The sequence below is a fragment of the Salipiger mangrovisoli genome (genome assembly GCF_015223355.1).
In the GTDB taxonomy this organism is placed as follows: Bacteria; Pseudomonadota; Alphaproteobacteria; order Rhodobacterales; family Rhodobacteraceae; genus Salipiger; species Salipiger mangrovisoli.
The window spans coordinates 74,505-94,534 of record NZ_JADFFK010000017.1 but is presented as its reverse complement, the minus strand read 5'-3'; the positions used below and the strand labels follow the sequence as shown (position 1 = coordinate 94,534).

The following is a 20,030-nucleotide window of genomic DNA, read 5'->3' as shown; positions in this document are numbered from 1 at the left end:
GGCATGCGCTCAGAGCGGGGCGAACTGACAATCATCCGCGCTCTCCGCAGCAAAACTCAACTGGGAAGGGGACGCGGCGCCCCGGCTCACGACGGCGCCGCGCGTTGCCGTGGCCGGGATGACCGCGTAGCTGCCCTCGGTCCGGAACATGCCGGCGCAGGGCGACTTGCGCCCGGTCGAGACGCCGGCGGCGCAGCCGGCGAGAGCCAGCATCAGGGCTGCGGTGGAGAGGAGCTTTGTCATGCCATGTCCTTCCAGAAGTCAGGGTTGCGGCGCCACTCGAAGGGCGCGCGGTCCTCGCCCTTGGCCCCGCCGCCGAGCACGGTGACGAGATCCGGGCCGAGGCCGGAGAGGTCGAAGTTGACGAAGAGGCTGTCGCCGGCCGAGCGCAGCAGCGCGAGACGCAGACCGCCGGTGCTTTGCGAGACAAACTCCGCCTCGCGGTCATTGAGCTTGAGGATGCGGTAATCCTCGGGATGGGCGGCAGGGTTCGGAAACAGGATCTGCGTCGAGACCATCTCGGAGATGATCGAGCCGACGCTGGATTGCGCGAGATGCCCCGGCGTCTGCGTCAGCATCATCACCACGCAGTTCTTCTTGCGCATGGTAACGAGCCATTCCTGCAGGCGCTTTACGAACATCTCGTCGTTCAGCATCTTCCAGGCTTCGTCGATGACCAGAATGGTGGGCCGCCGGTCCTCGATGACCCGCTCGATCCGGCGGAAGAGATAGGCCAGGAGGGCGGTGCGCTCGGTCCCGAGATCCAGAAGCTCGCTCATGTCGATGCCGACGACATCCTCGCCGATCTGAATGCCGGTCTCGGCCTCTTCATCAAAGAGCCACCCAAAACGGCCCGCCGCGGTCCACTCGCGTACCCGGGCGACGAGATCACCATCATCGTCGGTCTGGTTCACCGCCGAGGCCAGGGCCGAGAAGCTGCGCAGCTCGGGCTCGGCCGCCACCACGCGGCGGATGGCGTCATTCAGCGCCACGGTCTGGAAGGTCTCGAGCGGGCGGCCGCTCCGCGAGAGAATGTCGGCAGTCCAATCGGTGAGCCAGGCGGCGCCCCGGCTGTCCATCTCAGTGAGGAAGGGATTGAAGCCCGTGGGCTGTCCGATCCGCACCGTGCTGTAGGTGCCGCCCAAAGCGCGCACCGCCATCTCGAGGCCGAGGTCCTTGTCGAAGACCACGATGCGCGCTCCGACGCGGCGGGCCTGCGCCATCAGAAACGCGGTGCCGAGCGTCTTGCCCGAGCCCGGGCGCCCCAGCACCAGCGTGTGCCCGCCCGAGGGCTCGGCGGTCCGCGAGCCCGGTTCGTGGAAATTGAACCGGTACTGGCAGGAGGACACCGAGGGCAGGACGGTGATGGTCTCACCCCAGGGGGACTGCTCCTTGTCGCGCCCGGGCGCGCCGGCGTGGAAGGCGGCAAAATCGGCGAAATTGGTCGAGGTGGTCAGCGCCGCCCGGTGGCGGTAGCGCCAGTTGCCCGGCGCCTGGCTGAAGAACATGGCGCGGGCGGCAAAGCTCTCGCGCACCAGCGTGGCGCCGGATTCCTGCCCCGCGCGCCAAACCTCGGAGGCGGCCTCTTCCAGGGCCTTTTCGCTATTTGCCGTCACCATGACGGTGAGCTGGTGCTTGCCGAGAACGCCGTGCCCGGAGGCGATGTCGTCGAGCAACTCGTAGAGCCCCGCGCGCAGCGATTGCGCAGCATCCTCGGTCGCCCCCATCTGCCGCGCGGTGCGGGCGATCTTTTCTTCGGCCTCGTTGTTGCGGATCGGCGTGAAGCTGTTGGTGACGACGATGTCGTAGGGCAGCTCCAGCGCGTCGAGCACGGTCGGCAGCGATTTGTTCGGCCAGGCCTTCACCCCGAAGATCGCGCCGAAGCGGCGGCTCATGCCGTTGTCGATGGCAAAGCGCTTTCCCTTGAAGAGGTGTTGGGCGTTGGTCATGGAGGCCGAGAGAAACTGGCCGGGCTGGCCGTGCATCGGCTGGAACTCCTGGCCCTGCACCGTGCCGAGATAGCCCAGCCAATCGCCGTCCGAGACACGCAGGCGGCGGAACCCCACCGCGTGATACATCGCCTGCAGCAGACCCATGGCCTCGGCTATGCGCTCCTTGCGTACTGCGAGGTCGGCCTCGAAGGTGGATTTCACGGCCCGGCCCAGCCCCATCTTCTGGCTGGCGCTCGGGCGCATGGCGAGCGTGAGCAGCAGGACCCGACGCTTGAGGGATTTGGCCGCGATCGTCTCGCGCCAGCGCCGGTCAATCTCCGCGGCAAAACCGCCGTCGTCCATGGGGGCGAGGTCGAGATCCGCGGGGATGGTGATCTTGTTCACATAAAAGCCGAAGCGCTCGCCAAGCTGGCCGACAAGGCGGGCAAAGCCCTGCGTCAGCGCCTCGATCTCCGGGGCCTCGGCGGTGAAGCTGTCGATGCCGCCGATGACGGCCGAGGCCAGAAGATCGCCCTGTCGGGTCAGGATGAGATCATCCTCGGGGGCCGAGAGATAGGGCAGGTGGCGCGCCACCGGCTCTTCGGCAAAGAGGCTCTCCGGCAGCACCGAGCGCAGCAGGGCGCTGTCCTCGAAGAGGGCGGAGAGGCGGTTAAGAGACATAGTAATCGCCCCCGTTGCGCTTGTAGGTCCGGGTGCGGGGAGTGGTGGAGAGAACGCCCGCGACGATCTGGAAGAGATGTGGGTTCCGGTCGGCCACGAGCCAGAGGATTGGGTAGGCGACGAGGGCGATGCCGAGGAACCGCACATCATCAAAAGCGACAAAGGGGATCACCGAGCCGAGCGCCAGGCTGATGAAATAGCCCAGCGGCAGCCCGAAGAACTTGGGAGGACGTGTCAGCCCGAGAAACAGGGGGTGCTCTTGCATCGTCATGCGCTCCAACGAAGACAGCCTCCCGGCCCGAAGGGGGCGGGGAGGCTCATGGCGTCAGGTGGCCGTGAAACCGTCGATGATGGTTTCGGCGGAGAAGACGATGACAACGCCGACGAGGATGACGAGAAAGAGCGGCCAGTTGAGGCGGCCGGTGAACATCATATAGCCGGACCCCACGAGCGCGAGGATGGCGATCAGACGGCCGATCGGGCCGGTCAGCGCATCGACGATCGTGCCGAGCATGTTCTCGAGCGGGTCGAGGTTCTGCGCCAGCGCGGGCTCGGCGATGAGCGCGAAGATGGGCAAGAGGTAGAGCAGCCCCTTCCAGTTGAGGGAGGTGAGGCGGCCTATAAGCCCTTTCGTGATCGTGGTCATATGCGGTCCTTACCGATGGTTGCCAGGTAGACGTCGAGCACCTTGCGAACGTGCCCTTGTGTCTCCCGGTAGGGAGGAATGCCCTGGTACCGGGCGACGGCATCCGGACCGGCGTTGTAGGCGGCAAGCGCCAGGGGCACCGATCCAAATTCTTCGAGCTGCATGAGGAGGTAGCGGGCCGACCCGTCGAGGTTCTCGCGCGGGTCGTGCGGATCGACCCCGAGGACCTGCGCGGTCCCGGGCATGAGCTGGCCAAGACCGATCGCGCCCACATGCGAGCGGGCCGATTGCCGGAAATTGCTCTCGATGGCGATATTGGCCCTGAAGAGGGCGATCCATTCCACCGGGGAAATGCCCGCACGGCGCAGCCCCGGATGGCGGGCGTGGGCCTGCGCGATGCTCGAGATCAGGCGCTCGACCTCAGCAGTGCCGTGACGGCGGGCGCGGCCGGGACGGGAGGGGGCAACGGAAGCAGAGATCGCCTGCGTGCCCCCGGCTTCAGCAGAAAAATCCCTCGGCTTGCCGAAGTCGAGAACCGAGGCGGTGACCCGCCCCGCGTCTCGTGGGCCCCCGAGGTCGATGACCTCGGCCTGGGCCCAGGGTGCCATCGCCGCGAGTGCGGCGGAGGCACAAAACCGTCTAGTCTTTTGACGTGTCCTCATAGGTTTTCCAAACCGCGCGCTCTCCTACGTGACGCGGAACGGAAATGGGGGAGACGCCGAGATCCATGCCGAAGGACAGGAGACCTGTCAGGGTTCGGATGGTCCTCGTCTTGATATCCCTACCGTGGACAAGAAGCAGTCGGTGCGTTTGACCGTCAACCTCGGCAACAGCGTAGAACTTCCACGCGGCCTGGAATTGGTTGCTCACGCGCGCTGGCGCTTCGATGCACTCGACTTCAACTGTCCCACCGGCTTCCAGGGTTTCCCTCACTCCCGCAAGCGTAATCACTGGTGAAACTTCTCTCATTTTTCTGCCTCGTTCCTGGGGTCGTTCGATGTGTCGAGTGACATGGAGGAGGCATACACATTTTTTGGGTAGCGTGAAACAGAAGATGGTGCAATACGTAATTGCAAGATACTACAAACGGAAAAAGTGCCACATAGTGATGCCCAAGACATGATGCGGATGTTTGTGCATACCACCCGGTGCGCCGGAGGTGCTGCCTCCGGGGCGGCCTTGGTCGCGGCGAGCCTTGCAAACTCGGCCGTAGCGCAAGTGACGGCGCTGGACTGTGTGCCGCCGCCGGTCCCCAGTGCCGACCTGCCGCAGGACGTCATCGAGGAGTACCGCGATGAGCTTGGACTGGAGTTCTCGAATTACTTCACCGAGGCGCAGCACTACCTGCAGTGCCTGGAGATGGCGGGGGAGACGGCGCGGCAGGACATCGACGCCGCGCTCGAGGCCTACGCGCGCCTGCAAGTCCTTCATTCAGATGAGAAACATATTCAAGAATGATGGATCGAGCGCAAAACTCGCTGGACATCCAAAGAAGTGATGTGATTGGTTGCCGGCACACTTTTAACGGGAGTTCGGCGATGAAGCATCTCCTCGGCGCTGCCGCCACGGCAGTCCTGGCGTTCACAGGAAGCCTGACCGTGACATCACAGCCAGCGCGGGCCTATCAGATCGATTGTGCCATCCTGCTCTGTCTCTCCGGAGGCTGGCCCGCCTCGGTGCCCTGCGTTGCGGCGAAGACGGAGTTTATCCGCCGGATCACGCCGTCGCCGATCGAGCCGCCGCTGCAAATCTGGCGCTGCCCGATGCATGCCACCTATCCGGGAGCATTGGACCGAACGCCGGAGCAGCGCCTCTACGATGTGGCCTTTGACCGTGGCACGCACCCGGTCCCGTCGCCGTTGGCATCCAGCGGCAACAACGCTGGCATGGGTGAAGGTGCGGTGCCGCTGGACACGCTCATCTCTGCGGTGCTGAAAGAGGCTGCGGTAAGTGGCGCACCGAGGAGCGCCCTTGTGCAGCAGATCGCCGACTACACCTCCGAGAATGGCGTGGCCGACATCGACATCAGCGATCCGGTCTTCGATTTCGTGCGCTCGATCCGGGTCTACAGCGTCGAGGTCATGCGCCAGCGCGAGCGGGGCAGCGACAACGACCACTGTGAGCGGAAGAGCCGCGTGCGTGTCGGCCGCTATGGCCTCCAGGGAGATTTCTACTGGCGTGACAGCAGTCCCTCGGCGCTACCGGCTGCCTTTGTCGGCGATGAGGGCTGGGGTGAAAGCTGCCCTTACATCTCGCGCCGATCGGTCTTCGTGGACTGGTCGGACTACCAGGGCAACTACGGCTACGAGCAGGTGAATTACTAGCGGCCCGTATGCCGCGCGAGACCGCGGCTTGCAGGGCGGACCAAAAGAGGCAGGCGCGTCGCCGCACGCGGCGCTTGGAAAGAAAGGAGCAGATTCCCCACCCCCCAAATAAGAAACCCCGCGAAGGCGGCAACCTTCACGGGGGAGCTCTTAGAACAAGGGTCTGCAATCCCTTGGAAGCAAGCCTCATCACTTGCGACTCTATCAGCCTCCCCCATTGGCAGACAAGGAAAAACGCACCTGTGCGAACGGGTAAATCTTGTCTGGCGCCGCCTCGCCAATACCGGACGAGGAATACAGACCGATGCATATGGCTGAAGCCATTTTAGAGGCCCGACAACACATCTCCTTCCCCTCTTTGCCGCAGGGTATGGAGCGCGACGGCTTCGTTGCGCTGATTGACGCCGTGGCGCCGCTGCTCGGGGTCAGAAGCGCTGCGCTTGCGACCTTCCGCACCATGATCGGCGCCACCCGCCCCAGCGCCTTCAAGAGCGGCGAGGAGGAGCCCTGCTGTTATCTCGCGCAATCCGAGATCGCCAAGAAGCGGAAGGTCTCGCCGAGCCGGATCCGGGCGGACGAGGTGCAGTTGGTCGCGGCCGGGCTGATCGAGAAGCGCACCATGGGAAACGGCGCGCGCTCGGGCTTTGTCGGATGCGGCGTGTACTTCTCCGTGGCCATCAAGAGGTGCCAGGAGTTCCTGGCGCTCCGCGAGGGGATCGAAGAGGGGCGCCAGCAGCACGCGAAGCTGCGCGGGCTTCGCAGCATCCACAAGAAGCACCTGAAGAGTTGCCTCGCCGAGCTGATCGCGGAACACGGGCTGGCGGCCGAGGTTCAGGACATTGCCGACGCCTTCGAGGCCTGGCCAAGCGCGGACAAGCTGCACCGGATGTCGCTCGAGGAGCTGGAGGCGCATGTCGCCGAGGCCGACGCGCTCTGCACTGCGGCGCTGGATCTGCTGCAGGCGATGTCAGAAACGCACGGTGGACCGCACGAAAACGAGCGGTCCTATATACAAGATACAACTCAAGATTTTAACGAAGTACCTTGTAACGCCAGCGTTGATCAGCAGAGCGCGGGCAAGCCCGCGCCCTCGAATGTAGAGGACGCCGCGCCTAGCGGCGCGCCGTCTTGCCGAGAAGAAAAGGCTGGGGCGGGGGACGCCGAGCACAAGTCCAAAATCCTCACAAACATCCCGATCCAGACATTCATCCCACTCGCCTCCGAGGAGATGCGGTTCTACCTCGATGCCCGCCGGCTGGGCCGGGGCGGCTGGTCGAGTCTGCACCTCCATGATTTCACCGTCGCCGCGCTTTGCCGCCTGCCGGAGCTCGGCATCAACCGATCCGCCTGGGACGATGCGGTGCGAAAGATGGGCGTGGAAGGCGCGACCTGGTGCGTGTTCATCCTCGATGCCAAGGCCGGCGATCCCGACACGCCGATCGTCAGCCCCGGTGGATATCTGCGGGCCATGACACGGCGCCACGAGGAAGGCACGCTTAACATCGTTGGTGGGCTCATCGGGCTGTCGATGCGCCAGAATGCCGAGTAGCGGTGGGGCCGGTGCAATCCGACAGGTCGATTGTGGCGCCGTCCTTCCGAAAGGTTAGTGTCCGAGGAACTGGTGTAATTTCGACGCCGCTGACGGTGTGATCCCGGGTGGCCATCGAGGTGTAGGATTGAGGTGGAGTTTCGACGCTTCAACCCCAAGCCATACGGAGACCCCGATGACCACAGATGAGATTGACCAGCTATTTTTTCGTTTTCGTGATATTCTCCGCGAGCGGGTGACCACGCGGTGAAGGGCGGGGCGTGAGGTTCAAGCCCTGTCGCGCAGCCTGATCATAGTCGTTCCTCAGTTGTGGCGCCCGCACTCTTCTGTCGGCTCTTTCTTCGCCAACCCTCCATCATGCGCCGATACGCGATTTCTGACAGTTCTGCTCCAGCGCGGTCGGCACGTCGGCGATGTGGCAGATTGTAGTCTGCCGAGGCACCCTTCTTTCCGCGCTCAGAAGGCATCCCGGCAGCGAGTTCCATGGATCGACGCTTGCGCGCCATGAGCGCCGGGCTTGCCCAGGCGTAGTCCTCCTCCTTCGTCAGCAGGTGCCAAACGAGCACCGCCAGTTTGCGCGCGACCGCGACGGCGGCGATGTGGTTGCCGCGCCGTCCACGGACGCGTTCATAAAAGGCGCGTAGAGGACCGGGCGAACGGACGGTCTGCCAAGCGGCCTCGACCAAAAGGAAGCGCGCGTGAGAACGCCCGCGCTTGGTGATACGGCCATGGCGGGCGGGTCCGTCTCCCGACTGGAAGACGCTGGGATTGAGGCCGATATAGGCCACCAAGGCGTCTGGTGACCGGAATCGATCGATGCGGCCGATTGCCGCCATCACACCCACGGCAACGATCATGTCGATGCCCGGAATCGTCATCAGACGTGTGACGTTTCCATCTCCCAGCGCCGACTTGGCGATGTCCCGTTCGATGTCCTTCAAGGCAACGCTCAGACGGTCGTATTCGGCGACATGGCGTTCTACCGAGACGCGTTCATCGTCCGGCAATTGCTGAACTCCCAACCAAGTGCGCCCCTTGCCACCGAAGAGATCGGCATGAGGGCACCGCGGGACAAGATGCGCGTGCAGGATCGACTGAACGTAGGCTTTTAGCCGAACACGATGCTTTACCAGCTGTGTCCGACGCGCGACCTGCCGCCGCCGCGCCAGTGTCGCTTCGTCCGGGGTCCAGACCTCGGGCAAGAATCCCGCGCCGTAGAGTTTCGCCAGAACGCCTGCATCGATCTTGTCGGTCTTGGTCTTGGCCTTCGCGATCAGATGCACCTGAAGCGGGTTGGCTACCGCAACCCGGGCTACGTGGGGCGACAGGATTTCGACCACTGCCGTCGTGTTGCCCGTCGATTCCAACACGACATGGTCCGTGGCCTCCAGTTTCACGGCAAAGGCCGCGAGATTGTCGCGGGTCATTTTAACACGGCCCAGATGTGTCAACTCGGCGCCGTCCAGCGTCACGACCTCGGCAAACTCCCTGTGAATGTCCATTCCAATGATCCGCATGGGCTCTCCTTTTGTTGGCGTTCAAACCACAGGAGCCGGCGGGCACGCGGCAACTACAGATCCGCGCTCGCAGCGCATCCGGGCAAGCCGCAGGGGCAACCAGATAAAACCTCGGGCTCGCAGCCCATGTCATTAGCTCGGTCTGCCCGCACTCTCGTGCTCCCGGCGCCCCAAATCCCGGATGCTGCCATCCTAACCCCGATCCGCGCAGACCGGCAGGGTTTCAAGGCGCCGCCTTTAACATGCCGGATAAGACCAACATGGACCTGTCCGAGCTGCTGTCCAAGCACGATCAGGGTGACTTCCTGCGCACGATCGCCGAGGCCGTGCTGCAACTGATCATGGAGACCGATGTCGAGGGCCTGATCGGTGCCGGGCGTCATGAGCGCAGCGGCGAACGCACGACCTGGCGGAACGGCTACCGCGATCGCGCTCTCGATACCCGTCTCGGCACATTGAACCTTCGGGTGCCGAAGCTGCGGCAGGGCAGCTATTTCCCGGGCTTCCTCGAGGCTCGGAAGACGTCAGAGCAAGCCCTGGTCGCCGTCATCCAGGAAGCGTGGATCGGGGGCGTCTCGACCCGGCGCGTCGATGATCTGGTGCAGGCAATGGGGCTCAGCGGCATCTCCAAGAGCACGGTGTCCAAGCTCTGCAAGGACATAGACGAGCGCGTCGGCGAGTTCCTGAATCGCCCGCTCACCGGAGAGTGGCCCTATGTCTGGCTCGACGCCACCTACCTGAAGGTCCGCCAAGGCGGGCGCATCGTGCCCGTCGCGGCTATAATCGCCGTCGCAGCGAACACGGAGGGGCGGCGCGAGATCATCGGCCTCGGCATCGGCCCCTCGGAAGCCGAGACCTTCTGGACCGAGTTTCTGCGGTCCCTGAAGGCCCGGGGCCTCGGAGGCGTTCGGCTGGTGATCAGTGACGCGCATACCGGCCTCCGGGCGGCCATCTCGCGTGTGTTCGAGGCGACCTGGCAGCGCTGTCGCGTTCACTGGATGAGGAACGCCTTGGCACATGTCTCGCGCGGCCAGCATACCGTCGTCGCCGCCGCGATCCGGCAGGCTTTCGATCAGCCCGATCGCTCCCATGCCGGCGAGACCTGGCGCAAGGTGGCAGAGCAACTCCGCCCGCGGTGGCCCAAGCTGGCCGATCTCATGGATGCCAGCGAGCACGACGTGCTGGCCTACATGTCATTCCCTCGGCAACACCGCACCAAGTTGCACTCCACAAACCCTATTGAACGTCTGAACAAGGAGGTGAAGCGCCGCGCCGATGTCGTCGGCATCTTCCCGAACGAACCGTCGATCATGCGCCTGATCGGCGCTGTCCTGTTCGAGCAGAACGACGAATGGCAGACGGCAAGTCGCTACATGATGGTCGAGGCCTTCGCCCAGATCGACAAGGAGGAGATCGACCCCATTCTCAGCATCACAACGAAAGTCGCCTGATCATGCCCTCAGGCCATCCGGGAAATTACACCAGCTTGACGGACGCAACCTCCGAAAGGACCGCTCGCGCTCGAGAGAGTGGGCTCCGCGCACAGGGAAAAGGCGCGTAAGTGGCGGAAAACGCGCGCAATTGCGCCCGAGACGTGGAGGGGACAGTCGCACAATCGTCAAACTTCCCTAGGGTTAAGCAAATTCCCGCTCAGGTTGAGCTATTCGCATTGCAGTCAACGTGTAAGCTCCTGTTACTTCCCGTCATGGCGCGACCAGGTGCGCCGCAGAAGACGGTGGGCCGCGTGTTGGTGGGGTCCGCCGGGAAAGGGAAAGCAATGAACCAATTCAACCACTCCGCCTATGAACAGGAGATTGGATCGGTCGAGGAGGAACCTCGACAACGGACGCGACTTGAGACCCTCGGCAAGGCGGGCCTCCTATGGGCCGACCCCTTGGTGCCGAAGAAACAGGTGATCGCAGAGACCGGCCTCGACGCGCGGGAGTTGCGCCGCCTCTTCGGCAGGAGACGCCGCCCGCCTGTGTGCGACCTTTAGCCTGGCCTGCGTCCTCGATGCAGCTCCCTCGCGCGCCAGCTCGTCGCCAGAGCGCGCGAACGGTTTGCGAAACAGCGCTTCGAAAACCCTTCGGCTGTCGTCGATGTGGGGCGGGCCGGCAGGAGATAGCGGATTTTCCAAGGGGTCGGATTTTGGCACCCCCCTCTGGGGCTTCCAGGGTCGTGGCATCTGGGGAACATGCGACATGCAAAGAGTGATTTTGCCATGACTACCGAAACTCAGGACCTGCTGCGCGAGCTGGCCCAGAACGCCGAAAGCGTGTGCCGGCACTATCTCTCCGCCGGGAGGCGCGAAGGCGGGTATTGGCTGGTCGGGGACCTGCAGAACACGCCCGGACGCTCGCTCTACGTGCGCCTCACCGGTCCCGACGAAGGCAAGGGCGCCCGCGGTCGCTGGACCGATGGCGCGACCGGCGAATACGGCGACCTGCTCGACATCATCAAGGCGCGGACCGGGATCGCCCGGTTTCCTGACCTGCTGGCGGAGGTCCGGGCACATCTCGGGCGCCCCATGCCGGTGGCGCATCCTAGTAAATCTCGGACGCGCAAGACCACATCCGGCAAACGGACGTCCGCAAAGCGTCTCTATGAGGGGTCCCTTCCACTTCCCGGGACTCTCGCAGAAACTTACCTCCGGAGCCGCGGCATCACCCGCGCAGCATCCGCATCGGCGCTGCGCTTTCATCCTCGTTGCTGGCATCGCGATCACGACGAGGCCGCGTCCAAGCCGCGTCCCGCGCTGATCGCGGCGGTGACCGACAGGGCAGGGCGCCTGCGCGGCATACACCGCACCTGGTTGGCAGAGGATGGGTCGGACAAAGCGCCGGTCGAGGTGCAACGCCGGGCCATGGGCGAGCTTCTGGGCAATGCCGTGAAGATCGACGCCGCCAGCGAGTGCCTTGCGATCGGGGAAGGTCTCGAGACCATGCTGTCGCTGCGCGAGGCCCTCCCGGTCCTTCCGGTCTGGGCTGCGCTTTCGGCTGCGCACCTCGGCGCCGTCGATCTGCCCGAAGGGATCCGCCAGCTCTATGTTGCGCGAGATCTCGACAATGCCGGGCAGGCCGCGGCAGACAAGCTGAGCGCGCGAGCCAGGGACGCAGGCATCTCGGTTACGGTGATCGAGCCCCGCCGCGGGGATTTCAACGATGACCTGAGGGAGGATGGTGCAGCCGCGCTGCGGCAGCGGCTTCTTGGCCAGCTCGAACGCGCCGATCTGGTGCGGATGGCGCTCAAGAGTTGAGGACGTTCCCTCATGCCCCACACCTTATCTGTCGCCGGACATATGAAAATTGGTGGCGGGGCGATCTCCGGGGCGCGCGAGCGCACTGGGCAGTACAACGACGGAGAGCTCTTCGCCTCGGGGGCAGGTGTCGCCTAGCCAGGCATTGGCTGGCACCCGAGGGTGAGCGCGACGCGGGCATACGAGGTATGGGGCCCCTCCTCTCGGGCAACGGGTGCAAAGATCGCCTTGAGATTATGCTCCGAGCCGCGCTCGTGGGTATGTTGCGCAGGTTTTGACGCCATGTCGATGTCTACGAAGGGCGCGGGTCACGAGCTTGCCAGAGACCGCTGGGTTTCCTGCGCAGGCGAGCCCGAATACAGGGACACGCCTACGCACGCGGGTCGCCAAGCAGCCCCCGGTCGTTCAGGACCTCTTGCGCGGTAAATAGGCGGCCGGGAAGGGCGCTCACGACCATTCGCGGCGTCGAGCCGATCAACGCGCGACAATCCCACCATCGCATGGCGATGCCCATCACGGTGATTAGAGGGGTAACGCCGGGCCGAGCGCGTGGGCCGATGTCCGAAATATGCGGTAGTCTTCGGACATGATGGAATCGGGATCTCCTGCGACCTTGCCCAATCAGATCCTTGATCGGATCGGTGCCGAACCTGCCAAGACGTGGGTGACGTCCCGGGAGATTTCGTTGGAGCAATCCGGCTTTCTTAAAATGACGCCGGGCACGACGCCGGCGCTGTTCTAATCCTTCAGATCAGATCGTCCACGGTGACGGACAGCGCAGCGGCAAGCCTTTTGAGAGCATCTAGAGAGCCGTTCTTTCGGCCAGTTTCGATCTCGGCTACGGTCACGCGATGCACTTCCGCGCGAGACGCGAGCTCAGCTTGAGTCAGGCCACGGAGTTCGCGGAACACGCGCAAAGGGCTTTCGCCTTCGATGATGCGAGCAACAGCATCCGAAGGGATGCTCTCTCCGCCATCGGCCTTCGCGCGATCAAACGCCGCGATATCTTCAAGGTCGTCTCTGGCTTCGATGAGCGCTTCGTATTCTGCGCGGGGGATGGTGATCATCTCATTCATGTTAACCTCCGTCAGTCATACACGCCGCCGCGCGGCCCAATTTTTAGGACGTCTAGCACCTCGCCCTGATCGTCCAGGATCACTCTCCAGTCGCCCACCCGCAGCCGGATGCCTTCGCGGCCTTTCAGGGACTTGACGTTGTTCGACAACGCTTCGGGATCGGTCGCGTAGAGTTCCACCTTTTCGGTGATCCGCTTCGCCTCGTTGCGCGGCATTTTGCGGAGCGTGCGAAGGGCGGCGGTCCTGTAGGTGATCGTCTTCATGGATGTAGCTGTACGCTACATTTCGCCTTATTGCAAGGAGCATTGTAGCGCAAGGCTACAAGGGGATTCAGACCAACCCAGAAAATGGATCCAGCGCACTAGTCAGGGCGAAAGCTGGTATACGTCTAAGACCGCGAAATCGCAGCCCTCTTGGAGGCCGTGCTAGCTCGAATGTGCTCCGAGGGCAGCTCGCGGGCGGCCGGTCTTCTTCCAGAGGCAGCGCGGGCCGGCGCGGCTGACAGCGCAGATCGACGTCCCACGAGTTGGGGCCAGGGTGAGCACGGCACGCTGAAGGGCTCTGGGGAAAGCCGATATTGGACCGGCTTGCGGGACGGCTGCTGATCCAACCATTCGGTGCACGCCGTGCTCAAGAGCGACCTAGAGGCCAAATGTCGCAGCCTCCATGACGTATGGTGAGTGGGGTCCCGGGTGATGCGAGAATGCGACATATGTGGCGCATAATTGACACTCTCAACTCGCTTGGCCGGGATGGCCATTTGTGCTAGAAGCTTTCTTCCGCCGGCCGCTTCGCCGGCACCCCACACATGCAGAATGCTTTGCAGGACGATGATTTCGCCCCTGTGCGGAGCTTTGCGTGGGCGAACAAATAGGAGAACACCAACATGGGCATTTTTACCCGCGAACAATCTCAGGTGGTCGAAAAGCTTCTCGAGTGCGGCCTGTCCGATTTCGACATCGCTCGGAAGGTCTCTGCTAGAGGCGAAGACCCAGAAATCCTCATTGATGCGGTCGGCACTGTCCGTGAACGTCGACGGGCAAGCGCCTCTCTCTGAGTCTTCTCGCAAGACATCCGAAAGCCCGCCAGGTCTCGTCTGGCGGGCTTCTTTGTGTCTGCAGAGATGCGTGAATGCAGCCTTTATCTGATTGAAGGGTTCGGAAACTAGATAGTGCCCCCGCGCGTGGTGTAGGAGCGTCGACCTTCGGAGAGGTCCGGGTCTTATCAGGCCAGTGATCCAGCCGGACGCTTCTTCATGGTTAACACCGCCAGAAACGCCTCTCGTTCCTTGAACATGCTCAGGTTATACTTGGCGCACGCATGGCTATGTTGCTGCATGAAGGCGGAGAAACCCGCGGAGACCTGCACCACCTGACCCTCGGCGGTTGGGTCGGTCGAGCCCATCTCCTCCAGGAACGTCACGCCGAGTTCGAGAGGCATGCGCACACGTAGCGTCGTCCCAGGTTTGACTTTATCGAACCGCGCCCCGATCTTGTCGAAAACCCCCTCCTCATCGACTTCTGTTAGGGTCAGGATTTCTTCTGCCACGCGCCTCTCCATTGTTCTGCGGCACAACCTATAGGCGAATATCTCCCTGTCGTCGAAGTGCTGCTGGGAACCTTCGGCGGAAACCCGCAACATACCGGGATCAGAAGCTGGATCGCTCGATCTGGCTGCTGATCCCGCGATGTCGATTGGCAAGAATGAACTGGCTCAGCCCTGATCGAAGATGTTGGGATCGAGATGACGCCCTACAAGCGGGGCGATAGGCTGGTCTACCCGGATGCGGTGCACATCGCGTGGGGATACAGGTAGCCGGCAAGGTGCCGCGGATATCGACGGCCGTTTTGGGCTGCTACCGACGTTCGCCGCCACCCGCCCGAGCGGCTCATGTGCAGGACAAAACGGTCGTCCGTCACGCGCCAACTCTGAGCCCAACAAACGGTCAATGTCGGGCAATGCTAGGGCCATAGCTGACGGAATGTTCATTAAAGACAACGTGACCACGTCTTTTTAACTCATCAACTAACGCTTCCAGATTATCTTGGTCCAAGGTCTTCATGAAAAGCGCGTTCACGGTTCCTTTGAGGGTTTTGATCTTTCTTGGACGCGCAGTTCCTCTGGACCTCAAGCTGTCAACAATCGCTTCGATTTTTTGGTCCAGCGAGCTGGCGTTAGAGATTTTGACGAATGGGATCTCGAATAGGTCAACATGACGGAGAGCGTGGATCTTTCTTTCTCGCAAATGTTCAATCAGTGGGTCGAAGCCTTTGTCACGGGAAATCACGTGAAAGTATGCATTGGCATCCTTGGCTGCGATTTCTCCCATATAGAACGCGATATGAAAATCTAAGGCGTTAGCGCCAATCCCTGTTACCTTCTGATAACCAGCGTTTTCTCCCAAATCTTGGAGTGACTTGGCAAAGTCAAAAGGCACACTCTTTTGGTTGGCCCCTACGAATACCATCAATTTGAGGGGATGCCCTCGAAGTAACCCGAGGTTCTTGGGCTGAACATTCTCAAAGTCGACTAGGATGTAGTTGTTTTTCAAGGGGTATGCTCCAATTCGAACCCGATGCAAAACAGAACACGGGATTAAGTCAAGTCGGCTAGATCCTCTGCTAATTTATATGAAGCCGCTGTGCCGCTATGGGCTCGGTGCCGTCATGCGGCAGTGCAGCAGTCTGGGAAAACCTCCACGACAGGGCACATGGGGCGACCGGCCCGAAACAGCCATTCGCTTTATCCTATCGAACGCGCCGTTCCTCAATCGGCGGCAAGAACCAAACGGCAAGTCCCGCCAGCGGCAGAAACGCACAGAGCCGATAAACCGCTTCAACCCCGTAGCTGTCCGCCAGCATGCCGAGCAGCGCCGCCGCGATACCTCCGAGGCCGAAGTTCAGGCCGTAGAAGAGTCCTCCGATCAGCCCGATGCGGTTCGGCAGCAGGTCCATCGCGTAGATCAGGATCGAGGCAAAGGCGCTGGCCATGATCAGGTTGATCGCTATCGTCAGCACGCCGGTCCAGAACAGGTCGGCGTAAGGCAGGATCAGTGTCAGGGGCAGCGGTCCCAGCACCGAGATCCAGATGATCTGCCGCCGTCCGATTGCGTCGCCGACGACGCCGCCGATCAGCACGCCCACTGCTGCGGCCATGAGAAAGAGGAACAACATCATCTGCGAGGCGGGAATCGACAGGCCGAACTTTTCGATGAGGTAGAAGGTGTAGAAGGACCGGAAGCTCTCGCCATAAGTGTTCTTGGTGAACATCAGGAATGTGAGGACGAACAATCCCAAGGCGACTGTCGCGGCGCTTCGCTTCGATGCGGGGACTTCGGCCTGCCTGCGGGCCGAGCGGTGGGTGAACTCTGCCCGGATCCGGTGCTGCTGGCTGCCGATCCAGGTCAAGAGCAGCATCGCGAGCAGCGCGAGCACCGCAAACCAAGCGAGGCTTGGCTGCCCCCAGGGTACGATGATCAGTGCGGCAAGGACCGGTCCCAGTGCGCCGCCCGCCTGACCTCCCACCTGGAAAATCCCCTGCGCCAACCCCTGCCGGTCGCCCGCGGCATAGCGCGCTGTCCGGGTTGCCTCCGGGTGGAAGATCGAGGAGCCGATGCCGATCAGCGCGACCGCTACAAGGATCCCACAATAGCTTCCCGCGAAGGCGAGGCAGATCAGCCCCGAAAGGGTGAAGACCATGCCGACGACCGGCGAGTAGGGCGCCGGATAACGGTCGGTCACCATCCCCATGACCGGCTGCAGCAATGATCCGGCGATCTGGAAGGTCATCGTGATCAGCCCGATCTGCACGAAGTCGAGGCCGTATGCCTCCTTCAGGATCGGATAGGCCGCCGGGATCAGCGACTGCATCAGGTCGTTCAGAAGATGTGTGGCGCCGAGCGCGGTGAGGACGACGAGGTAGGTGCGGGCGGGTGTGGTGGTCACGGCAATCACTTGGTACTGGTGGCGGCGGAGTATGGCCCTAATTGCGAGCGCGACAAGGGTGGCGATGAAACGGCGGCCCTACGCAGTGTCGCTATCAGGATGTTCCGGCGTCCGCATTCGTCAGAAGATTGCTGAGTTTCAGAAAGCAGTAGCGGGCGCTGAGCCGGTGATCGAGACTTCGGCAATCGAGCACACCGCCGAGGTGCTGCAGGTAGACGAGACCTACCGTGTCGGCGGGCCGGAGGACTGGGCCTGGGCTCCTGGGCGCAGCGACCAGCGCGGCATCGCCCCGCCGAAGACCGTGGCGTGCACGAGGGCACATCTGGCGGTGCCGGTCCTCTGAGCATTTCTACAAGACGCCGACCCCGCAAGAGCTCCGGCAGTCTTGGCACCAAGAGAGAGGTCCAACGAAATAGCGCTTATGCGAATGCGAGAAACGTCGGGCGACCGCAAGGAGTACCACGCAACTGGCGGCCGGGTCTGCCCACGAGTGTGCTCGGCACAGGTAACGGTCGATCACCGCGCTGCACTGTTAAGGGAGAAAAGCGCAGATCGGTGACATCGACAGCGGCCACAGGCATGATCCATGCCGAGCAGGACATCCGGACAGTCTCTTCATCCGCCTGCCCCGGCAGGAAACGCTCCCGGCTAACAACGATGCCTTTTTAGCCCACAAAGCGTCAAGCATGTGGCTCCACTTCGATGCACCTGCGACATAGGTCCGCGTTCCGTCATCTGGCGGTCCTTGATAAGAAGAGCCTTGAGCAAATCTTCCCACTCACGGAACCGCTCATCGCCGGGGTTAGGCTCTTCAATTTTGGGAGGCGAGCCCCGGTCTCACCGCCATCTCCCGCAAAGCCCTTCGTCGATGAGCACGCGGCCCAAATCACGTCCGTCAGCCAGAGCACAGGTCCCGACTTCACGGTCATAGGACTGCCGGCCGCTCAGGCGGCAGCTCACGGCTTGGCCGCGAACCAATTCGCGCATCCGCTCGGTCGCGCGACTGCCAGCCGCCGTGCCGAGCTCCGCGCAGTCGAGGTTTGCGATCCGAACGGGAACGCGCGTCACCTCGATTGTGTCGCCATCCCGGACATGGGTCACTGTGCCCGAGAGCGGCCCCGCGCTCGCGTTGCTGCTTTCACCGCCATGGCGGATCACGCGCGGCAACTGAACGCCGCCGCCTTCCATGAGCTGCTCACCGAAATAAGCGATGCTCACGGCAACCGCCACGATGAGGAACGGCGCGATCGAGCGACCGCGCCTCGGGCGGCGGGACTTGGGTGTCCTCGCGGGGCGCCGCCGCCGCCCCTTGCCGATGTCGACAACATTCGAGCGGCCCCCCGACCGGCGACCTCGGCGGGTCATGCCGACTCCTGCACAAGCGCGCCGTCGGTCAGGGGGCGCTGCAGCGCCTTGGCGTCAGACCAATCCGCCGTCAGCCAGGCTTCCCACTCGTCCGGGTCAGTAAGGATCACCGGCATTGCCTTGGGATGGATCTCGGCGACCTCGGCATTCGGCTCGGTGGTCAGGAAGCCGTAGAGATCATCAGTGGTCTCTCCATCCTTGAGCTTCCGGATGCTGCTCCAGGCATGGACCCAAAGCCCGGCGAACATCGCGGGCCGATCCTCGGCGAGCCGGAACCAGGCGTTGCCCTTTCCAGTGCCTGCTGGCTCGGCGAAGGCGCTCAGTGGCACCAGGCAACGGTGCTCGGGCTTCAGCCAGCGCCGCCAGTGCGGCGAGCCGATGTTTCGGATGTTCGTCACGCCACGATCAATCCCGGACTTGCTGTGGAACTGCGGCGGGCTCGGCATGCCCCATCGGGCCATCTGTAGCACCGCGTCCTTGCCCTCGTTGCGCAGAATCATGCCCGTCTGGTCCGGGTAAATCCCGTCCCGCGGCTCGAAGTTCCCGATCCGGTCGATGACGGTCCTGTCGGGAAAGAGCCCCTTGATCAGGTCCTGAGGGGTTCGATTGGCATAGAGGTTGCACATGACAGGTCCCGTAGAGCTATGTCCATGCGCATGATGAGAGGGGACGGCGACCAGGACAAGCTTATCGCCAAACTCAAAAGCCGAACGTGGCACTCGCGGTGCGCAGTTCCGCCGCACTGAGGGCGCAATGCCCACGATCATGAACAGTTGATGTTGTGCCCTTGGCGCGTGTCGCGCATGCGTTTGGCCGTCTCCATCGCGAGATAGAAGGCGACGATCGAGAAGATCAGCAGCAGGTCGGCCGGCCCGTCGGTCAATTTCGCCGGCGATCCTCCCAGGCCCAACAGCCTGGGGGGTGGAGGAGAGCAAGGTCATCGCCAGAGCGGCATCGAAAATCTGGTCGAAACCGTATTCCGGCTCCCCGTTCGCCCCTTGCTGGCTGACCACCGCAACAACATCATGCCGGTCGAACATCGTGCGCCACAAAGGCTCTTTTGCTTCAACCGCTCCCAAGTGGTTGATTGGCGCCATGGTCAAGTCTGCTCTGCTTCCGGGTCCTCCTCAATGTGGAAGGCAGGGTCAGTCTCGAGGCGGAGTGTGCCGTAGCGGTCGCGTCTGAAGGTGCCGAGACTTGTCACGACATGGTTTTGGGCCCTTTCTGTTACCAGGATGTGAGCACCATGCCAAACATGCCCCTTCGGGCCGCAGACAAGGACAAAATCACCCATTGAGCCATGCCCTCAAGTCGTTCCGCGAAAATCTGCAGGCAGCAAAGGGACTGCTTCACCGTCGCGGCCGCCATTCATAATGACGCTGGACTTCGCTAAGGCGATGGTGAGACAGTGAAGGCGTCCCGGAAAGTGGCTGGTTCTTCACCGATGCCCCTGCTGCGGGCGGTCTTTCTATCACCATTGCGCTGCACTGCATCAATTACACGAAAAATGTTTTTCAGGTACTTATTCGACATCCTCCGAAAGCCGATTGCCTGGTTGCGAAGATATCCAGCTTCCATGGGTGCGGAAACTTCGGAGCTTATCGCGACCGGCCGCATTGCGGATGCGAAAACCGCTCCATTGCGCGCCTCTCACACGCACTCAGACGCGGCCTCAGTGTTCCCTGCGCGGCTGACTGCGTCACAGGGAGAAGACGGCGCACCCCGTGTTGGTGTGGTTGCC

General features: G+C 62.7%; 22 protein-coding genes. 9 read left to right on the top strand and 13 right to left on the bottom strand.

All coding sequences use genetic code 11. The annotated features are described in order from the left end of the window. Positions 1-9: 9 nt before the first annotated feature. The 5 genes from IQ782_RS20440 to IQ782_RS20420 are packed head-to-tail and all read right to left on the bottom strand — an operon-like array spanning position 10 to position 3,866. Positions 10-243 (bottom strand): hypothetical protein, encoded by a 234-nt coding sequence (locus IQ782_RS20440; protein WP_194136522.1) that lies wholly within the window; start codon positions 241-243, stop codon positions 10-12. Beyond that, positions 240-2,612 carry a VirB4 family type IV secretion system protein gene (locus tag IQ782_RS20435; protein ID WP_194136521.1) on the bottom strand — a complete coding sequence of 791 codons (2,373 nt, stop codon included), beginning with the start codon at positions 2,610-2,612 and terminating at the stop codon, positions 240-242. The genes IQ782_RS20440 and IQ782_RS20435 overlap by 4 nt, the downstream gene beginning before the upstream one ends. After that, the gene (locus tag IQ782_RS20430) at positions 2,602-2,877 is read right to left on the bottom strand and encodes a VirB3 family type IV secretion system protein (protein ID WP_194136520.1); all 276 of its coding nucleotides are present in this window, start codon (positions 2,875-2,877) and stop codon (positions 2,602-2,604) included. Before IQ782_RS20430 ends, IQ782_RS20435 begins: the two co-directional genes overlap by 11 nt. Positions 2,878-2,937: 60 nt before the next feature. Then, positions 2,938-3,258: a TrbC/VirB2 family protein gene (locus IQ782_RS20425; protein WP_164197531.1), complete on the bottom strand. Its 321-nt coding sequence runs from the start codon at positions 3,256-3,258 to the stop codon at positions 2,938-2,940. Further along, positions 3,255-3,866, bottom strand: a complete 612-nt coding sequence (locus IQ782_RS20420) for a lytic transglycosylase domain-containing protein (RefSeq protein WP_194136519.1) — start codon at positions 3,864-3,866, stop codon at positions 3,255-3,257. The genes IQ782_RS20425 and IQ782_RS20420 overlap by 4 nt, the downstream gene beginning before the upstream one ends. Positions 3,867-4,044: 178 nt before the next feature. On the opposite strand from IQ782_RS20420, the gene IQ782_RS20415 reads away from it, so the two are divergent. The 4 genes from IQ782_RS20415 (at position 4,045) to repC (ending at position 7,131) form a co-directional block, all read left to right on the top strand. Next, positions 4,045-4,215, top strand: coding sequence for a hypothetical protein (locus tag IQ782_RS20415; protein ID WP_164197529.1), 171 nt, complete (start codon positions 4,045-4,047; stop codon positions 4,213-4,215). Positions 4,216-4,386: 171 nt separating this feature from the next. Then, complete coding sequence (locus IQ782_RS20410) at positions 4,387-4,716, top strand: hypothetical protein (RefSeq protein ID WP_194136518.1); 330 nt, start codon at positions 4,387-4,389, stop codon at positions 4,714-4,716. Between the two features lie 80 nt (positions 4,717-4,796). Further along, entirely contained in the window at positions 4,797-5,582 is a 786-nt protein-coding gene (locus tag IQ782_RS20405; protein WP_194136517.1) for a hypothetical protein, read from the top strand. 304 nt (positions 5,583-5,886) lie between these two features. Further along, entirely contained in the window at positions 5,887-7,131 is a 1,245-nt protein-coding gene (gene repC, locus IQ782_RS20400; RefSeq protein ID WP_194136516.1) for a replication initiation protein RepC, read from the top strand. 290 nt (positions 7,132-7,421) lie between these two features. On the opposite strand, the gene IQ782_RS20395 is transcribed toward repC, so the two are convergent. After that, a complete protein-coding gene (locus IQ782_RS20395) occupies positions 7,422-8,648 on the bottom strand; it encodes an IS110 family RNA-guided transposase (RefSeq protein ID WP_194136515.1) in 1,227 nt (408 codons plus the stop codon). 242 nt (positions 8,649-8,890) lie between these two features. Here IQ782_RS20395 and IQ782_RS20390 point away from each other — a divergent pair, with 242 nt between their 5' ends. The 3 genes from IQ782_RS20390 (at position 8,891) to IQ782_RS20380 (ending at position 11,904) form a co-directional block, all read left to right on the top strand. Next, positions 8,891-10,099, top strand: coding sequence for an IS256 family transposase (locus IQ782_RS20390; protein WP_194136514.1), 1,209 nt, complete (start codon positions 8,891-8,893; stop codon positions 10,097-10,099). A 326-nt stretch (positions 10,100-10,425) separates the two neighbouring features. After that, complete coding sequence (locus IQ782_RS20385) at positions 10,426-10,644, top strand: hypothetical protein (protein ID WP_194136513.1); 219 nt, start codon at positions 10,426-10,428, stop codon at positions 10,642-10,644. Between the two features lie 225 nt (positions 10,645-10,869). Beyond that, positions 10,870-11,904, top strand: coding sequence for a DUF7146 domain-containing protein (locus tag IQ782_RS20380; RefSeq protein WP_194136512.1), 1,035 nt, complete (start codon positions 10,870-10,872; stop codon positions 11,902-11,904). Positions 11,905-12,650: 746 nt separating this feature from the next. On the opposite strand, the gene IQ782_RS20375 is transcribed toward IQ782_RS20380, so the two are convergent. Both IQ782_RS20375 and IQ782_RS20370 read right to left on the bottom strand, forming a co-directional pair. Then, on the bottom strand, positions 12,651-12,980 hold the full coding sequence (locus IQ782_RS20375) for a helix-turn-helix transcriptional regulator (RefSeq protein ID WP_194136511.1): 330 nt from the start codon (positions 12,978-12,980) through the stop codon (positions 12,651-12,653). A gap of 11 nt (positions 12,981-12,991) precedes the next feature. Continuing rightward, positions 12,992-13,243, bottom strand: a complete 252-nt coding sequence (locus tag IQ782_RS20370) for a type II toxin-antitoxin system RelE family toxin (protein WP_194136510.1) — start codon at positions 13,241-13,243, stop codon at positions 12,992-12,994. A gap of 623 nt (positions 13,244-13,866) precedes the next feature. On the opposite strand from IQ782_RS20370, the gene IQ782_RS20365 reads away from it, so the two are divergent. After that, on the top strand, positions 13,867-14,037 hold the full coding sequence (locus tag IQ782_RS20365) for a hypothetical protein (RefSeq protein ID WP_194136509.1): 171 nt from the start codon (positions 13,867-13,869) through the stop codon (positions 14,035-14,037). Positions 14,038-14,204: 167 nt separating this feature from the next. Here the strand turns inward: IQ782_RS20365 and IQ782_RS20360 are convergent, their stop codons facing one another. The 3 genes from IQ782_RS20360 to IQ782_RS20350 form a co-directional block, all read right to left on the bottom strand. After that, positions 14,205-14,528 (bottom strand): hypothetical protein, encoded by a 324-nt coding sequence (locus tag IQ782_RS20360; RefSeq protein WP_194136508.1) that lies wholly within the window; start codon positions 14,526-14,528, stop codon positions 14,205-14,207. A gap of 397 nt (positions 14,529-14,925) precedes the next feature. Next, on the bottom strand, positions 14,926-15,531 hold the full coding sequence (locus IQ782_RS20355; protein ID WP_194136507.1) for a PIN domain-containing protein: 606 nt from the start codon (positions 15,529-15,531) through the stop codon (positions 14,926-14,928). Between the two features lie 196 nt (positions 15,532-15,727). Then, entirely contained in the window at positions 15,728-16,924 is a 1,197-nt protein-coding gene (locus IQ782_RS20350; protein WP_338092617.1) for an MFS transporter, read from the bottom strand. A 166-nt stretch (positions 16,925-17,090) separates the two neighbouring features. Between IQ782_RS20350 and IQ782_RS20345 the strand changes: the two genes are divergently transcribed. Next, positions 17,091-17,267, top strand: a complete 177-nt coding sequence (locus IQ782_RS20345) for a hypothetical protein (protein ID WP_240989436.1) — start codon at positions 17,091-17,093, stop codon at positions 17,265-17,267. A 494-nt stretch (positions 17,268-17,761) separates the two neighbouring features. Here the strand turns inward: IQ782_RS20345 and IQ782_RS20340 are convergent, their stop codons facing one another. Together IQ782_RS20340 and IQ782_RS20335 are read right to left on the bottom strand one after the other, a co-directional pair. Next, positions 17,762-18,289, bottom strand: coding sequence for a thermonuclease family protein (locus IQ782_RS20340; protein ID WP_194136506.1), 528 nt, complete (start codon positions 18,287-18,289; stop codon positions 17,762-17,764). Beyond that, a complete protein-coding gene (locus IQ782_RS20335) occupies positions 18,286-18,915 on the bottom strand; it encodes an SOS response-associated peptidase (RefSeq protein WP_194136505.1) in 630 nt (209 codons plus the stop codon). Before IQ782_RS20335 ends, IQ782_RS20340 begins: the two co-directional genes overlap by 4 nt. Positions 18,916-20,030: the final 1,115 nt, after the last annotated feature.

Bases quoted from the DNA above. Each gene is read 5' to 3' on its own strand.
- IQ782_RS20440 (WP_194136522.1), bottom strand. From the start codon at position 243: ATGACAAAGCTCCTCTCCACCGCAGCCCTGATGCTGGCTCTCGCCGGC.
- IQ782_RS20435 (WP_194136521.1), bottom strand. From the start codon at position 2,612: ATGTCTCTTAACCGCCTCTCCGCCCTCTTCGAGGACAGCGCCCTGCTG.
- IQ782_RS20430 (WP_194136520.1), bottom strand. From the start codon at position 2,877: ATGCAAGAGCACCCCCTGTTTCTCGGGCTGACACGTCCTCCCAAGTTC.
- IQ782_RS20425 (WP_164197531.1), bottom strand. From the start codon at position 3,258: ATGACCACGATCACGAAAGGGCTTATAGGCCGCCTCACCTCCCTCAAC.
- IQ782_RS20420 (WP_194136519.1), bottom strand. From the start codon at position 3,866: ATGGCACCCTGGGCCCAGGCCGAGGTCATCGACCTCGGGGGCCCACGA.
- IQ782_RS20410 (WP_194136518.1), top strand. From the start codon at position 4,387: ATGTTTGTGCATACCACCCGGTGCGCCGGAGGTGCTGCCTCCGGGGCG.
- IQ782_RS20405 (WP_194136517.1), top strand. From the start codon at position 4,797: ATGAAGCATCTCCTCGGCGCTGCCGCCACGGCAGTCCTGGCGTTCACA.
- repC (WP_194136516.1), top strand. From the start codon at position 5,887: ATGCATATGGCTGAAGCCATTTTAGAGGCCCGACAACACATCTCCTTC.
- IQ782_RS20395 (WP_194136515.1), bottom strand. From the start codon at position 8,648: ATGCGGATCATTGGAATGGACATTCACAGGGAGTTTGCCGAGGTCGTG.
- IQ782_RS20390 (WP_194136514.1), top strand. From the start codon at position 8,891: ATGCCGGATAAGACCAACATGGACCTGTCCGAGCTGCTGTCCAAGCAC.
- IQ782_RS20385 (WP_194136513.1), top strand. From the start codon at position 10,426: ATGAACCAATTCAACCACTCCGCCTATGAACAGGAGATTGGATCGGTC.
- IQ782_RS20380 (WP_194136512.1), top strand. From the start codon at position 10,870: ATGACTACCGAAACTCAGGACCTGCTGCGCGAGCTGGCCCAGAACGCC.
- IQ782_RS20375 (WP_194136511.1), bottom strand. From the start codon at position 12,980: ATGAATGAGATGATCACCATCCCCCGCGCAGAATACGAAGCGCTCATC.
- IQ782_RS20370 (WP_194136510.1), bottom strand. From the start codon at position 13,243: ATGAAGACGATCACCTACAGGACCGCCGCCCTTCGCACGCTCCGCAAA.
- IQ782_RS20365 (WP_194136509.1), top strand. From the start codon at position 13,867: ATGGGCATTTTTACCCGCGAACAATCTCAGGTGGTCGAAAAGCTTCTC.
- IQ782_RS20340 (WP_194136506.1), bottom strand. From the start codon at position 18,289: ATGACCCGCCGAGGTCGCCGGTCGGGGGGCCGCTCGAATGTTGTCGAC.
- IQ782_RS20335 (WP_194136505.1), bottom strand. From the start codon at position 18,915: ATGTGCAACCTCTATGCCAATCGAACCCCTCAGGACCTGATCAAGGGG.